Source organism: Arthrobacter sp. FW306-07-I (genome assembly GCF_021800405.1).
In the GTDB taxonomy this organism is placed as follows: Bacteria; Actinomycetota; Actinomycetes; order Actinomycetales; family Micrococcaceae; genus Arthrobacter.
The window spans coordinates 209,285-223,325 of the sequence record NZ_CP084550.1; the positions used below are offsets into that span (position 1 = coordinate 209,285).

Annotated in this window: 15 protein-coding genes; 11 read left to right on the forward strand and 4 right to left on the reverse strand. The window is 66.4% G+C overall.

Translation table 11 applies throughout. From position 1 onward, the window contains the following. The first annotated feature begins 11 nt into the window (after nucleotides 1–11). Genes folB through LFT46_RS01050 form a run of 7 tightly spaced genes read left to right on the forward strand, consistent with a single transcriptional unit; the run spans nucleotide 12 to nucleotide 5,434 of the window. Nucleotides 12–404: a dihydroneopterin aldolase gene (gene folB, locus LFT46_RS01020; protein WP_236800573.1), complete on the forward strand. Its 393-nt coding sequence runs from the start codon at nucleotides 12–14 to the stop codon at nucleotides 402–404. Beyond that, entirely contained in the window at nucleotides 401–946 is a 546-nt protein-coding gene (gene folK / locus LFT46_RS01025) for a 2-amino-4-hydroxy-6-hydroxymethyldihydropteridine diphosphokinase (RefSeq protein ID WP_236800575.1), read from the forward strand. Before folB ends, folK begins: the two co-directional genes overlap by 4 nt. Beyond that, nucleotides 943–1,488 carry a DUF3180 domain-containing protein gene (locus tag LFT46_RS01030; protein ID WP_236800577.1) on the forward strand — a complete coding sequence of 182 codons (546 nt, stop codon included), beginning with the start codon at nucleotides 943–945 and terminating at the stop codon, nucleotides 1,486–1,488. The genes folK and LFT46_RS01030 overlap by 4 nt, the downstream gene beginning before the upstream one ends. Further along, a complete protein-coding gene (locus LFT46_RS01035) occupies nucleotides 1,469–1,981 on the forward strand; it encodes a PH domain-containing protein (RefSeq protein WP_236800578.1) in 513 nt (170 codons plus the stop codon). Before LFT46_RS01030 ends, LFT46_RS01035 begins: the two co-directional genes overlap by 20 nt. Next, nucleotides 1,978–3,627: a PH domain-containing protein gene (locus LFT46_RS01040; RefSeq protein ID WP_442863661.1), complete on the forward strand. Its 1,650-nt coding sequence runs from the start codon at nucleotides 1,978–1,980 to the stop codon at nucleotides 3,625–3,627. The genes LFT46_RS01035 and LFT46_RS01040 overlap by 4 nt, the downstream gene beginning before the upstream one ends. After that, nucleotides 3,620–4,513: a Rossmann-like and DUF2520 domain-containing protein gene (locus LFT46_RS01045; protein ID WP_236821041.1), complete on the forward strand. Its 894-nt coding sequence runs from the start codon at nucleotides 3,620–3,622 to the stop codon at nucleotides 4,511–4,513. The genes LFT46_RS01040 and LFT46_RS01045 overlap by 8 nt, the downstream gene beginning before the upstream one ends. Further along, nucleotides 4,514–5,434 carry a 4-phosphopantoate--beta-alanine ligase gene (locus LFT46_RS01050; RefSeq protein ID WP_236821043.1) on the forward strand — a complete coding sequence of 307 codons (921 nt, stop codon included), beginning with the start codon at nucleotides 4,514–4,516 and terminating at the stop codon, nucleotides 5,432–5,434. Nucleotides 5,435–5,441: 7 nt separating this feature from the next. Here LFT46_RS01050 and LFT46_RS01055 read toward each other — a convergent pair whose 3' ends face one another. Next, nucleotides 5,442–5,789 carry a hypothetical protein gene (locus LFT46_RS01055; protein ID WP_236821045.1) on the reverse strand — a complete coding sequence of 116 codons (348 nt, stop codon included), beginning with the start codon at nucleotides 5,787–5,789 and terminating at the stop codon, nucleotides 5,442–5,444. A 128-nt stretch (nucleotides 5,790–5,917) separates the two neighbouring features. Between LFT46_RS01055 and LFT46_RS01060 the strand changes: the two genes are divergently transcribed. Beyond that, a complete protein-coding gene (locus tag LFT46_RS01060) occupies nucleotides 5,918–6,565 on the forward strand; it encodes a TetR/AcrR family transcriptional regulator (protein ID WP_236822108.1) in 648 nt (215 codons plus the stop codon). A gap of 33 nt (nucleotides 6,566–6,598) precedes the next feature. Here LFT46_RS01060 and LFT46_RS01065 read toward each other — a convergent pair whose 3' ends face one another. After that, nucleotides 6,599–8,098 (reverse strand): HNH endonuclease signature motif containing protein, encoded by a 1,500-nt coding sequence (locus tag LFT46_RS01065; RefSeq protein WP_236821046.1) that lies wholly within the window; start codon nucleotides 8,096–8,098, stop codon nucleotides 6,599–6,601. A 331-nt stretch (nucleotides 8,099–8,429) separates the two neighbouring features. Between LFT46_RS01065 and LFT46_RS01070 the strand changes: the two genes are divergently transcribed. After that, nucleotides 8,430–8,996, forward strand: coding sequence for a type 1 glutamine amidotransferase domain-containing protein (locus LFT46_RS01070; protein ID WP_236821048.1), 567 nt, complete (start codon nucleotides 8,430–8,432; stop codon nucleotides 8,994–8,996). Nucleotides 8,997–9,118: 122 nt separating this feature from the next. Beyond that, nucleotides 9,119–10,633, forward strand: coding sequence for a DHA2 family efflux MFS transporter permease subunit (locus tag LFT46_RS01075; RefSeq protein ID WP_236821050.1), 1,515 nt, complete (start codon nucleotides 9,119–9,121; stop codon nucleotides 10,631–10,633). A gap of 78 nt (nucleotides 10,634–10,711) precedes the next feature. Here LFT46_RS01075 and LFT46_RS01080 read toward each other — a convergent pair whose 3' ends face one another. Together LFT46_RS01080 and LFT46_RS01085 are read right to left on the reverse strand one after the other, a co-directional pair. Further along, the gene (locus LFT46_RS01080) at nucleotides 10,712–11,548 is read right to left on the reverse strand and encodes an alpha/beta fold hydrolase (RefSeq protein ID WP_236800590.1); all 837 of its coding nucleotides are present in this window, start codon (nucleotides 11,546–11,548) and stop codon (nucleotides 10,712–10,714) included. Between the two features lie 58 nt (nucleotides 11,549–11,606). After that, the gene (locus tag LFT46_RS01085; RefSeq protein ID WP_236800592.1) at nucleotides 11,607–12,278 is read right to left on the reverse strand and encodes a TetR/AcrR family transcriptional regulator; all 672 of its coding nucleotides are present in this window, start codon (nucleotides 12,276–12,278) and stop codon (nucleotides 11,607–11,609) included. A gap of 239 nt (nucleotides 12,279–12,517) precedes the next feature. Between LFT46_RS01085 and LFT46_RS01090 the strand changes: the two genes are divergently transcribed. Beyond that, nucleotides 12,518–14,020 (forward strand): amino acid permease, encoded by a 1,503-nt coding sequence (locus LFT46_RS01090; protein WP_236800594.1) that lies wholly within the window; start codon nucleotides 12,518–12,520, stop codon nucleotides 14,018–14,020. The last annotated feature ends 21 nt before the right edge of the window (nucleotides 14,021–14,041 follow it).

Genomic DNA, 14,041 nt, shown 5'->3' on the forward strand with positions numbered 1-14,041 from the left:
CCGGGGGACCCATGGACAGGATTACGCTGACTGGAGTGACCGCAGTTGGTCATCACGGTGTCTTCGATTTCGAACGCCGGGAGGGCCAGCCCTTCGTGGTGGACGCGGTGCTCTACCTGGACTTCACCGAAGCGGCGCAGTCCGATGACGTCCGGGACACGGCGCACTACGGCGAGGTGGCGCAGCGTATAACCGAGTGGATTTCCGGGGAACCCCTGAACCTCATCGAGGCACTGGCGGTACGGATCGCGGACAGCCTCCTGGCCGAATTCAAGCTTCAGGCCGTGGAGATCACCGTCCACAAACCCCAGGCCCCCATCGAGGTTCCTTTCGGCGACGTGGCCGTCACCGTCCACAGGACGCGGGTCCCCGCGGACAATGCCCTGGCCGGGGCCGGCAGATGAACGGCATCTACACCAAGGCCGTCCTCGCGCTCGGCAGCAACCTTGGTGAACGGAACGAGACTCTGACTGAGGCCGTGGCGGACCTGGTGGATCCGCCGGAGGTGCGCCTCCTTGCCGTCTCACCGATCGTCCAGACGAAAGCCGTGGGCGGCCCCGCCGGCCAGCCCGACTTCCTGAACATGGTCATCACCGTGGAAACCAGCCTGACCCCCAAGGAACTGTTGGAACACTGCCAGGCCGTCGAAAACAAGCACCTCCGCGTCCGCGAGGTGCATTGGGGACCGCGGACGCTCGACGTCGACATCATCACCTACGGGGACCTCCGCAGCGACGATCCCGCCCTGACGCTCCCGCACCCCCGGGCTGCCTCCCGTGCGTTCGTCCTTTACCCCTGGTCGCTGATCGAACCCGCCGCCACACTGGAGGGCGAAAGGATCAGCGCGCTGGCCGCCCAGGCGGACGATTTTCCCGATCTGGCTCCGTTCGACGGCTTCGGCGATTTCGACGGGATGCCCACGGCCGGCGCGGTGGAGGAGCGATGAAGCCCATCAACCCCCTGCGCCTGCTGCTGATCGGCGTCATCCTCGCCATCGCAGGCTGGTCTGCCACGGTGGTGACCAGCCGCTACAGCATTGCCACGCCTGTTTTGCCTGCTACCGCGCTTGCCACCATGGGCGTCATCGTCATCATCACGCTGATCCTTGGCATCCGCATCCTGAGGTGGCGTAACAGCCTCAAACCCAACAGCACCGTAAAGAAGACCCAGTTGGACCCCCTCCTGGCCGCCCGGACCCTGGTCCTGGCCCAGGCATGCGCGTATGCCGGAACAGTGCTGCTCGGCTGGCACGTCGGCATCTTCCTGGACCAATTGCGGATCTGGAGCATGCGCAGCGACCAGGGAATCACCTGGCTGGCGTTGGCCATGGCCGGCGGCGGCCTGGTGATGATCATCGTTGGGCTCATCGTGGAGCGGTTCTGCAAGATTCCGCCCGAGGACAGCGATTCAAACCTGGACGGGAAAAAGGGCCGCCCTGCCCGCGGGGAGGCTGCTGGGGAAGGCGAATATGCATACCGAGGCGATTGACCCCCCGGGTATCGCCTGGCAGCGGGTGTCGCCAAAATACATAACAGTCCGCCTCGTGGAATGGGCCCTGGGCAACCTGGCCGCGGTCCTGATCCTTTCCGTTCCGCTGGCGTTTGTCCTCCTGGGCTGGTGGCGGTGGCCTCCACTGTGGCTGGCCATTACTGTTCCGGCCGTCATGATGCTGATTGCCGTATGGCGGCTGGTGCTCATCCCGCGGCAGGTCAGGGCCATCGGCTACGCCGAGCGCGACGACGACCTGCTGGTCAGGAGCGGCATCTTCTTCCAGCGCACCATGGCCGTTCCGTACGGGCGCATGCAATACGTGGACATCGCGGTGGGGCCCGTGGAGCGCGGCCTGGGACTGTGTACCGTGAAGCTCCACACAGCATCGCCCGGCACCAACGCCCGCCTCCCCGGCCTGCCGGCTGCGGAGGGTGCGCGGCTCCGGGAACAGCTGGCCGCCCGCGGCGAAGCCAGGCTGGCAGGGCTGTGACGGCTGACGGCCAGCTGCCCGGACGGCCAGTCGTGCCTCCTGCGGCGGCCGGCCCGGAAACCATAGTGGCCGACGGCGAGTGGCTGCGTGTCCATCCCGCCTCGCCATTCATCCGCGGCTGGGTGGCCCTGGCTGCCATCGCCTTCTTCTTTGGCAGGGAGCTGTTTGAGCGGTCCCTGCAGGGCCAGCCAGTTTTCGAGGAAGGGTTTTCCCGCCGCGCGCCGTGGCTCCTGGGAGGCGGTGCCGTGGTGCTGGCCGTGGCGGTGCTGGGATTCGTCCTGACCTGGTACTTCACCAAATACCAGGTGTCCGCCGGCTATGTCCGCGTCAACAGCGGACTCCTCTTCCGCCAGCACCGGCAGGCGCGGCTGGACCGCGTGCAGGCGATCGACATCGTGCAGCCCCTCCTGGCCCGCATCTTCGGCCTGGCCGAACTCAAGTTCGAGGTGGCAGACGCCGGCGAATCAGCTGTGCGGCTGGCTTACCTGAAGATTGCTGACGCCCGCCAACTGAGGGCCACCATCCTGGCGCACGCTTCCGGTGCTGTTGCCGGCGCCGGCTCAAGCACTGGGTACGTGGGCGGTTCCGGCGGCCCGTCGGGCACCGGTTCAGCAGGCGCGGTTGGCCGGCAACATCCCACCCAGCACGCGTCCGAGGCGCCGGAGTTTACGGTACTTGCCGTGCCGCCGTCGCGCCTTGTCGGATCGTTGCTGCTGAGTGAGCAAAGCTTCTTCATCGTGGTGGGAGGCGCCGCTTCGGTGGTCCTGTCCGCGCTGACGGACAACCGGGCCTTCTACTTCTACCTGGTGCCGGCTGCCCTTGGCCTTGCAGCCAGTTACTGGAATTTTTTCAACAAGGGGTACAACTTCACTGCCGCCATTTCCCCGGACGGTATCCGGCTACGGTACGGGCTGCTGGACACGCAGGCGCAGACCCTGCCGCCGGGCCGGATCCAGGCAGTGAAGGTTGCCCAGCCTCCGCTGTGGCGCCCGTTCGGCTGGTACCGGATGCAGGTGAACGTGGCGGGCTACGGGACGTCGGGCAACGCCGTCGAAGGCAATACCAGGACCATCCTGTTGCCGGTAGGTAAATTCGCCGATGTCCTTGCCATGCTCTCGCTGGTCCTGCCCGACCCCGGAACCAACCATCCTGAGGCGGTGTTTTCTGCCGGGCTGGGTGGTTTCGATACCGACGGTGGCTTTGTCACCACGCCGCGGCGGGCGTGGCTGCTGGCACCACTTGCATGGCGGCGGAACGGCTTTGCGGCCACGGACACTGCCCTGTTGATCCGCTCCGGCCGCTGGTGGCGGGAACTTGTTGTCGTGCCGCACCAGCGGACGCAGTCGATGGCGCTTCAACAGGGGCCCCTGGCGCGCCGCTTCCGCGTGGCGGACCTGGTGCTGCACACCACTGCCGGTCCGGTGGCCCCGCGGCTGACCCAGGCGGGGCTTGACGAGGCCCGGCAACTCTTCGACGAGCAGTCCGCACGCGCCCGGCTGGCACGGAAGCGGCAAACCACCGAACAATGGTTGCGGCAGGTTGTTCCGGCAGTTGAATCAGCTCCGGAATCCACGCCGGCCGTTGAGCCCGGGGCTGCCCCAGCGCCCCGCACCCATTACCAACAGGAAGGCCAGCAGCATGGCTAAGCCCGGACGCCTCGGCGTCGGAATCATCGGCGCCGGCAAGGTAGGGGCGGTACTAGGCGCCGCCCTGCGCGCAGCCGAGCACGCCGTCGTCGGGGTGTCAGCGGTGTCCGAAGCCAGCCGGGAGCGGGCCGAGACCCTGCTGCCCGGTGTGCCCATCCTGGAAGTGCAGGACGTCGTGGAGCGCGCGGAACTGGTGCTGCTGGCGGTGCCGGACGACGCACTGCCCGGGTTGGTGGATGGGTTGGCAAAGCTCGGCGCGTGGCAGCCGGGCCAGTTGGTCGCACATACCTCCGGGCGCTTCGGCGTGGGCGTGCTCCATCCCGTCCGCGCCGCCGGGGCCGTTCCACTGGCGCTGCACCCGGCCATGACCTTCACCGGCATGAGCCTGGACCTCACCCGGCTGCTCGACTGCACCTTCGGGGTGACGGCCGATGCGCCCATGTTGCCCATCGCCCAGGCGCTTGTGGTGGAGATGGGGGCCGAACCCGTGGCTATCGCCGAGGCGGACCGGACGCTCTACCATGCAGCCCTGGCCCACGGGTCCAACCACCTGGTTACCTTGGTGGCGCAGGCGTCACAGCTGCTGCGCGAGGTTGGCGTCGAATCGCCCGAACGCATGCTGGGGCCGCTGCTGCGGGCCACCCTGGAGAACGCACTGGCCTCGGGGGAGTCTGCGCTGACCGGTCCCGTGGCACGTGGGGACGTGGGAACGGTCAGCGCGCATGCCGAGGCGTTGCGGGAGTTCGACGCCGGCGGGCACGGCGACGTGCTTGAGGCCTACCTTGCGATGGCACGCGCCACAGCCCTCCGCGCCGAAGGGCGCGGACTGCTGAAACCCGACCAGCTGAAGGGGCTGCACGAGGCCCTCGATCCGAAGGAGGACTGAATGTCCATTCAACTCGTCACCACCGTGGCCGGCCTGCACGCCGAAAGCGCACGTCTCCTCACGGCGAAGCAGGGGACCTCGCAGGGGCTGGTGCCCACCATGGGCGCACTCCACGAAGGACATGCCGCCCTGGCCCGTGCCGCCGTCGAAAATAATGACGTGGTGGTGGCGAGCATCTTCGTGAATCCCCTGCAGTTCGGCGACGCTGTGGACCTGGACCGCTACCCGCGGACGCTTGAGGCGGACCTTGCGCTCCTGGAGGAGCAGGGCGTGGACCTCGCCTTCGCCCCCTCCGTGGAGGAGGTCTACCCAGGCGGGGAGCCTTTGGTGCGGGTTACGTCCGGGCGCCTGGGGGAGAAGTGGGAAGGCGCCTCCCGGCCCGGCCACTTCGACGGCGCCCTGACTGTTGTTGCCAAACTGCTGCACTATGGGATGCCGGCGGCTGGCCTTCCGGCCGGATCTGCGGGACCGTCCGGCAGCGTCCCGGCCTACCGGGCCTACTTCGGCCAAAAGGACGCCCAGCAGTTGGCCCTGGTCCGGCGTATGGCCGCAGACCTGAACTTCCCGGTGGAGATTGTGGGCGTTCCCACGGTCCGTGCTGACGACGGGCTGGCCTTGTCCAGCCGGAACCGCTTCCTGTCCGACGAGGAGCGGGACGCCGCGCTGGTCCTGTCCAGGGCGCTGCGGCTGCTGGAAGAGCGGGCGAACGCGCACGAGCCATTGGATCTTGATTCTGCCCTGGCGATGGTGGAGTCCCAGCCCCTGGTGGAACTCGACTACTTCGACGTGGTGGACCCACGAACCCTTGAACCCCTGGCGGAGAACTGCCGGGAGACCCCTTTCCGTGGCGAGGCCCTGGCGCTCATTGCAGCCAAGGTGGGTCCGGTGCGGCTGATCGACAACGTTCCGCTGAGCTCCTGACGCCTGGTTAGCTTCCGATCCAATCTGTTGAAGTGTGCAGGGTCGGCAGGCCTTGCGGGGGCGCGGGAGTTTGTGGATGCGGGCCGTGGGCCTGGAGGCCCAGCCCGTCCTCACTTGCCATGAGCTGTTCCAGGAGTGCCTTCTCCGGCCGGCCGGGATTGCGCGCTACGGAGCGGCGGAGCCGTGCCCTTGACAGTTCTTCGGAGGGATCGGTGCTGGAGAGCAGTTCATCGATAATCTCCTGGGCCTGCCACCGGAGGGAATCGATGGCAAACTGGCGTATTTCGGCAGGAGTGTCACTGGGAAGCCATGGCTCCGGGTCAGGGGGTACCGGGGCGAGCTGCTCTGCTGTCATAGCGGCCTCCTTGCATCAAGCCGCAGGGGCCACATAGACCCGTGCGACGTTCGAATGCACTGCACGTAGGACAAACCCTACAACGAGAGAGACAAGTCTGTCTCGCGGAGGATTAGACTAAAACCGTGATGAATCCAGATCCTTCGATTTCATCGTCTCCCGCGCCAGGGGGTTCAACGTCAACGGCAGTCCCGCCTTCCACGGAGTGGCCGTGCGGCCACGCCAACCCGGAGGAGCGGATCCTGTCCGTGGCGTACGGGTTGTTCTCACGTCGCGGCATCCGGGATGTCGGCGTCAACGAGCTCATTGAGCGATCGGGTGTAGCGAAAGCTACCTTCTACCGGCACTTCCCGTCCAAGGACTCGCTGGTCCTCGCCTTCCTGGAGCAGCGGGACAAGCACTGGACGGTGGACGCCGTCATTTCGAAGGCGAGATCGCGGGGCGATACTCCTGTAGAGCAACTGCTGGCGATTTTCGACGTGTTCAGCGACTGGTTCCGGCAGGACGGTTTCGAAGGCAGCGCCTTCATCAACGTCCTGCTGGAGATGGGCCCGTCGCACCCGCTGGGGAAGGCCAGCATCGACTATCTCGCGAAGATGCGCGGCCATGTGGAGGCCCTGGCCACAGAAGCCGGCCTGGTATGCGCCGAGGAATTCGCGCGGTCCTGGCACATCCTGATGAAGGGCTCCATCATTTCCGCAACCGAGGGTGACCTGCAGGCCGCCCAGCGCGCCAAGGAGATGGCGCGCTGGCTTATTGAGCACCACCGGCCATAGCAGTTCGGGCCATAGCAATGGTGCTGGGCAGGGTTAGTTAGCCAATCGCTGCAGGAGAACTTCTTCCAGCAGGCTTCGTTGTCCCGGATGGATAGCCGGTGGCCAGTGGGTGGGTTCTGGGTGGGGGTGTTCGGGTTTGTAGTGGCGGCCGGTGGGTGAGGTCCAGCCGGGTGATTCGTTGTTGGTGGCCGGGTCTGGTGTCCATTGGGTGTGGTGTTTGAGCCGGTGGTGTTTCGGGCAGAGTTGTGCCAGGTTGCTGGCCCCGGTTGTTCCGCCGGTTTCCCAGGCCTGGAGGTGGTCGGTTTCGTTGTCCGGGGTGCGGTTGGTGCAGCCGGGGAAGGTGCATTTGGCGTCGCGCATCCTGATCCAGCGTTTGATGGTTTCGGTGAGCCGGTAGTTCTTCCGGCCGATCTCCAAGGGTGCCCCGTCTCTCGGGTCGACCAGGATGCGGTAGAAGGAGTTCGCCCCGTCGGCGACCAGTTTGCGGGCCATGGATGCCGGGATGGGTCCGAGCCCGTCGAGCATGGCTGGCTCATCCGTGAGTCCGAGGAGGGAGAACACCGGCACCATGACCAGGACGTCGGCCCGCGGGGTGGGGACCTTGCCGATTTCCGTGCCGGGCCGGGAATCCGCGCTCCTGGAGGCGCCGTCGCTGAGGAGCAGGGATGCTGCGATGTCGGGGCGGAGTTGGGTGATGGTGCGTGGTTCGTTGGGGCCTTGGAGGCCGCGGGCGGTGGCGGTGGTGCGGTTCCAGATGGCGCAGGCGGTGTCGCCGGGGAGGTAGAGCGAGACCCAGGCCATGCCGTCCCGGTCCGGGGTGTATTCCATCCGCCGGTCCGCCACCCCTTTGGCGTGGCGTTTCTGCAGTGTCTCGGGGTGGTGGCGTTCGCGCCAGGCGCGGACTTTGGCCCGGAACCGGGAGGGGACGAGTTCGCCAGGGGCTGCGCCGCGGGCGGGGTGGGGTGCGTCGGGGTCGAAGAAGTGCGCCACCAGCGCCGCAGCGCCCGCCTGATCGAGGCCCTCGGTTTCGTCCGCGACGATGCGGGCGTGCTGCCAGGACATGGCACCGGCGGACAGGGCCTGGAACACCGGTGGGAGGGAGCAGATTTTCCGGGACTGTTCCACCAGGGCACCTGCGGCGGCGGAACTGACGGTGAGGACCCCGGCGATCTCCTCCACCACGGACATCTCGGCGTAGGTGCGGTCCTGCACCGAAGCGTCAGGCGGGGTCATGGCCTGCTGAAACCCGATCGCCTCCGCTGCATCCCGCGCCTTCATCGCCGCGAGCTGCGCCTCCAACCGGGCCGTGAGCTCCAGCCGCTCCAGCCGGATCTCGTACCGCCGCTGCAACACATCAACGCCCGAACCAATAACAACGCCGGAACCGAGAGCAGCGCCCGAACCAACAGCAACCCCGGAAGCCAGGAAGGCGTCCTCCTGGTCCAGCGCACCAAGGGCAGTGAGCGCATCAAGGGCGGCCACAGAGGCATGAACACCCTCCCAAGCCACCCCAACACCGCTGCCGATTCCCATAAACACATCATCCGACGAGGGTGTGACATTCGAACTTGAGGTGTAGCGGTCGTCTGGACTTGCCGCACCGACTACCATTCCACGGGCCTAAGTCATGTGGCAGCAAGGATGACGCACGCACGGCAGCCGCGTGCCGTCGTCGTACGTTTTTCGCGCGCAGGTACCTTTTGGCAGCCCAAATACCAGCACAGCGAAAACACCCGCGGCCCAATAAGATAGTCAGCTTGCTTATTACTTTCAGCTTTCTTAGGCTGGAACATGTCAGGCAATCAACTCTTGGGCGGTTGCTGCGCGCCTCAAGGCCGCAGGCCGCCTCAGTCGAGGAGGAACAATGGCAGAGCACAGCATCGCAGGCAAGAAAGTGGCATTCCTGCTGACTGACGGCGTGGAGCAGGTAGAGCTCACCAGCCCCTGGCAGGCAGTGAAGGATGCCGGCGGCGAGCCCAGCCTGATCGCTCCCAAGAGCGGCAAGCTGCAGGGCTACAACGGCACGGACAAGGGCGATACCTTCGACGTGGACCTCACGGTCGCCGACGCAAACGCCTCCGACTTCGACGCCCTGGTACTTCCGGGCGGCGTCGTCAACGCGGACCACCTGCGTGTCGACAAGGATGCGCAGAACTTCACCCGCAGCTTCTTCGAGCAGCACAAGCCGGTGGCATCAATCTGCCACGGTCCCTGGCTGTTGATCGAGGCCGGCGTGATCAAGGGCCGCAACGTCACGTCCTACTTCACCCTGGAAACGGACCTGAAGAACGCAGGCGCCAACTGGACTGATGAGGAAGTGGTGGTGGACCAGGGCCTGGTGACCAGCCGCAACCCGGACGACCTCCCGGCCTTCAACAACAAGCTGGTGGAGGAGATCTCCGAAGGGCAGCACGCAGGCCAGACTGCCTAACCCCTAAAGTTCCCTCAGGGTTTTTAAACCCGTATGGAGGAATTACTCCAGCGGGTAGAGTGTTGGAACCTGCAGCGGCGTCCACCGCGCATCACTCATAAAACACCCCTGAGGGAACACCCATGTCTACCGAAGTCTCTCCGAACGCCGGCGGCCAGCCCGTCCAGGGCGAAGGAAACCGCGACGATTTCCGCGGTGGAGTCCGCCAAGGAGCCCAGCTCGCTGCGCCGGAGAAGATGTCCCGGGAATCGGTGACTATCATCAGCACGCTGCTGGTGGCGACGTTCGTGGTGATCCTTAACGAGACCATCATGAACGTCGCCCTGCAACGGCTCATGGTGGACCTGCGCGTGGATGCGCCCACCGTCCAGTGGCTCTCCACCGGCTTCATGCTCACTATGGCCGTGGTCATCCCCACTACCGGCTTCATCCTCCAGCGGCTCTCCACGCGGGCCGTCTTCCTGCTGGCCATGGGCTTGTTCGCCAGCGGAACAGCGCTTGCCGCGGTGGCCCCCGGGTTCGAGATCCTGCTGCTGGCCCGCATCGTCCAGGCGGGCGGCACCGCCATCATGCTGCCCCTGCTGATGACCACCATCCTTACCCTGGTCCCGCTGGCCAAGCGCGGTGCCGTCATGGGCAACGTGAGCATCGCCATTTCGGTGGCACCGGCCATGGGTCCCACCGTCTCCGGCCTGATCCTGGAGCACTTCACCTGGCGCTTCATGTTCGTCTTCGTCCTGCCCGTAGCCCTCGCCGCGCTGGCCATTGGTGCCAAGTACCTCACCAACGTGGGCGAGACTGAAAAGGGGCGGCTCGACGCGCTGTCCGTCATCCTCACCGTCCCGGCCTTTGGTGGCCTGGTGTACGGGCTCAGCCAAATCGGCGGCGGCCATGGCGGCCAGGCTGGTCCGGGCGCCGGCGCCATCGCGGCCCTGGTCATCGGAGTCGCTGCGCTCACGGTATTCGTGCTGCGACAGGTCCGGCTGCAGAAAACCGCCGCGCCGCTGCTGGACCTTCGCGCCTTCAACTTCCGCATGTTCACCGTCTCGGTCCTGCTGATGGTGGTGGCCATGATGGCCCTCTTCGGCGGCGTCATCCTGCTGCCGCTCTACCTCCAGCAGGTCCGCGGCCTGGGCTCGCTCGAAACCGGCCTTGCCCTGCTTCCCGGCGGCCTGGCCATGGGCCTGCTGGGCCCGGTCATCGGCCGCGCGTTCGACAAGGTGGGTCCGCTGCCCCTCACGGTCACCGGATCCATCCTGATGGTCGTCACCCTCTGGCAGTTTTCAATGCTCGACGCCGGCACGGCCGTTTGGTGGATCGTCACCCTGCACGTGGGGCTGAGTTTTGGCCTGGCACTGCTGTTCACCCCCGCCTTCACCACGGGACTGAACCCGCTGCCGCCGCACCTCTACTCCCACGGGTCTGCGATCATGAGCACCACGCAGCAGGTGGCCGGTGCCGCCGGCACGGCCTTGCTGGTGTCGATCTTCGCGGTGGTGAGTGCGGCGTCCGGACTCGTCGCCGGGATGAGCGCCGCGTTCATGACGGCAACCGTCATAGCCTTTGCCGCCGTCGTGCTTTCCGCCATGATGCGCAAGACCGAAGGTGCCGGTCCGGGCCACGGCGCAGAGCACTAACCCTGGCACCAGCCCAACTAGCTCGCAGTAGTTGTCGTTTTGAGCGTCCAAAACGACAACTACTGCGAGCTACATGGGTCAGCCGGCGTAGAAGTCGCTCAGTTCCTTGATGAGCTTGTCCGGGGCCTTGATGGCGCCGTCATGGCCGAAGCCGGGCAGGATGGTGTAGCTGGAGCCGGACAGTACGTCGTGGATCTGGCCGCAGGCGATGCCGAAGTAGGCCGGGCTTTTTTCGCCCACCACGATCAGGGTCTCCAGCGGCAGGTCCAGGAACGGCTCGGCAGGCATGTCCGCGGCGATGATGGCCTTGATCTCACGGACGCCGGCGCGCATGAGTTCGCGCTGCTGCTTGCCTTCCGTGGTGCCGGCGGTCAGCTTGTTGGCCAGGGTCAGCATGGACAGCGGCATGCGCGATGAGAACGATCCCCCGGCTTCCAGGCCGCGCTGGATCACGGCGAGGGCGCGGTCATCGTCACCGGCGGCAATGGCCCGCTCATACTCAGCAATCCAGTCCGCGCTGACGCTGCCGTTCACCGACACCGCGGGGTCGTAGACTGCGAGCCGTTCCACGGGGAGGGTCCGCGCGGCATGCAGGGCAACGGCCCCGCCGAAGCTGTGCCCAAAGACGTCCGTGCTGGAGGTGTGCTTCATGACGGTGTCGAGGTCCCGGATGTCCACGTCCAGCGTGTAGTCCTCAGGCTGAGGCGACGACGAGCCGCGGCCTCGACGGTTGAACGTGTGCACGGGCCGGCCCAGGGCCGCGCTCAGTTTTTGGGCGAACCTGGTGTAGTCAGCGGCCGTCACCATGGAGGGCGGCACCACCACCACACCCGAACCGGCCGAAGCCAGTTCCGCGCCAGTGGAGAAGAGCTCCACAGTGCCGCCGTCGGGGGTCCTGATGTTCTCTCGCGTCATGCTCCGAGCCTAGCCGAGCAAGCCGGGTGGGGGCATCACGGACGCGGGCGTCTCCGGCTCAGGCCAGCTGCTGAATGAGGGCCTGGCTCGCCGCGCGGATGGCCGGCAGTTGGTCCCCGAGGCCGCAGAGGATCAATCCCGCGTCCGCCGCCTGCACTGCAGATTCCGCCGTCACGGCACCATCAGCCCGCAGATAGATCAGGGATTCGACCAGGCGGAACGTGAAGTCGCCGCCGTCCGGGCCGGTCACGGTTGCTGACAGCCCGCCGCCCAGCTCCCCGTACAGCCGCCGGAGCTCCTGGCGGTGGCTGAGGAACGGGGCGAAGCGCGTGGTGCGCACCTCGGGCAGGTGGTACAGGACGCCAAGATTCCACCGGGCGCTGCACAGCTGGGTGCCGTCGTAAAGCGCGACGGCGTGAAGCCGGCTTCCAGCCGGGCCTTCTCTTCCGTGTCGGTCGGCTGGCAACGCGGCAACTGCGCGCGCGAACTCCAGGCCCCCTGACACCGTCCCCTCCAGGAGGTCCTCAAGGATGTCGTCCTTGGTTTTGAAGTGGTGGTAGAGGGATGACTGCCGGATTCCCACGGCGTCCGCGATGGACCGGGTGGAGGTGCTGGCGAAGCCCTGCGTGGTAAAAAGCTCCGCCGCGGCGTCGAGGATCTCGTCGCGGGCGGTAGCCCCTGGCCGCGAGGGCTGCTGGTGGCGGGGGCGTCCCGGTCCGGCTGAAGTCACGGCCCCATTGTTGCACTGGCGGATGGACCAGTGGGCAGCCCGAAAACGGCCGGCAGGAATGGTGAGGGGACGGAAATCTGCGCGAAACAAGATGTCTATCCGCCTTTTACAGAGGTGAAACTGTTTGGGGACATCCCGCTGGAAAACTATCAATTGACCGGTAATCAGCAGCCTTCGGCCGAGCGCTGCAGTGCCGGGAGGCTTTGCCCCCCAATCCCTTTCCAGCCCGGAGATTCCCGATGACCTCAACCGTTCTCCCCACCGTCCACCAGGACGATGCAGACCTGACGTCCCTTGGCTACCAGCCCACCCTCCACCGAAAGCTCGGCCGCTACGCTTCCTTTGCCGCTGGCTTCTCTTTCGTTTCGATCCTCACCACCATCTTCCAGCTCTTCGCGTTCGGTTACTCCTTCGCCGGGCCCGCGTTCTTCTGGACCTGGCCTGTTGTCTTGGTGGGCCAACTGCTTGTGGCGCTGAACTTCGCCGAGCTTGCCGCCCGCTACCCCCTCTCCGGCGCCGTGTACCAGTGGGCACGCCGCGTCGGGGGAGAGGGCGTCGGCTGGTTCGCGGGCTGGTTCATGGCCATCGCGCAGGTGGTCACCGCCGCTGCCGCCGCCATCGCCCTGCAGGTGGTCCTTCCCCAGCTCTGGGACGGCTTCCAGGTAGTGGGCGGCGACCCGGGGCTCAACACGGTGACTGGCGCCAGCAACGCTGTGGTCCTGGGCGCCGTACTCCTGGTGGCCACCACCATCATCAACTCCCTCGGCGTGAAGCTCATGGCGCACGTGAACTCGGTGGGCGTCACCTGCGAGATCGTGGGCGTCGTGGCCGTGATCCTGGCCCTGGTCAGCGCCGCGCAGCGCGGACCGGATGTCGTGGCGGACACCACCGTGCTGCAGGGATCAGACCTCGGCGCCGTGGGAGCCTTCCTGGTCTCCGGGCTGATGGCCGCCTACGTCATGGTGGGCTTCAACTCCGCCGGCGAACTGTCCGAAGAAACCAAGGACCCGCGCCGCACCGCCCCGCGGACCATCCTCTCCGCCCTGCTCATCTCCGGCATCGGCGGCGCCCTGATGATCATCACCGCCCTGATGGCCGCACCCAGCCTCGATGACGGCCGCCTGGCCACCGAAGGCCTTCCCTACGTCCTCACCGCAGTCCTGGGCACCTTCTGGGGCAAGGTCCTGCTGGTCGACGTGGCCATCGCCATCTTCGTCTGCACCCTGGCCATCCAGACCGCCGGTTCCCGGCTGGTGTTCTCCATGGCCCGCGACGGCAAGCTCCCGGCGTCGGCCCTTCTCTCCTCTGTCCACCCCACCCGCGGCACGCCCATGTGGCCCTCCATTGTGATCGGCGCCCTGGCAGTTGCCGTGCTGGCCATCAACGTGGGCAACGCGGCCCTGTTCACCACGCTCTGCAGCGTCTGCATCGTGATGGTCTACCTGGCCTACCTCCTGGTCACCGTCCCGCAGTTGGTCAACCGCCTGCGCGGCGACTGGGACCGGGTGGGACAGACCATGCCGGCGGGCTTGTTCTCCCTGGGCCGGTGGGGCCTTCCGGTCAACATCCTGGCAGTCCTTTACGGCGGCGTCATGGTGGTCAACCTCGCCTGGCCCCGGCCCGAGGTCTACGACCCCTCCGGCGAAAACGGGCTCCTCCTCTGGTCCGCACCACTGATGGTCACGGCCGTCCTGCTCCTGGGTGTTTGGGTCCGGCAGCGGAACCTGGCCGCCAAAGCCTGACACGCGCAGATCTTCCGAAAA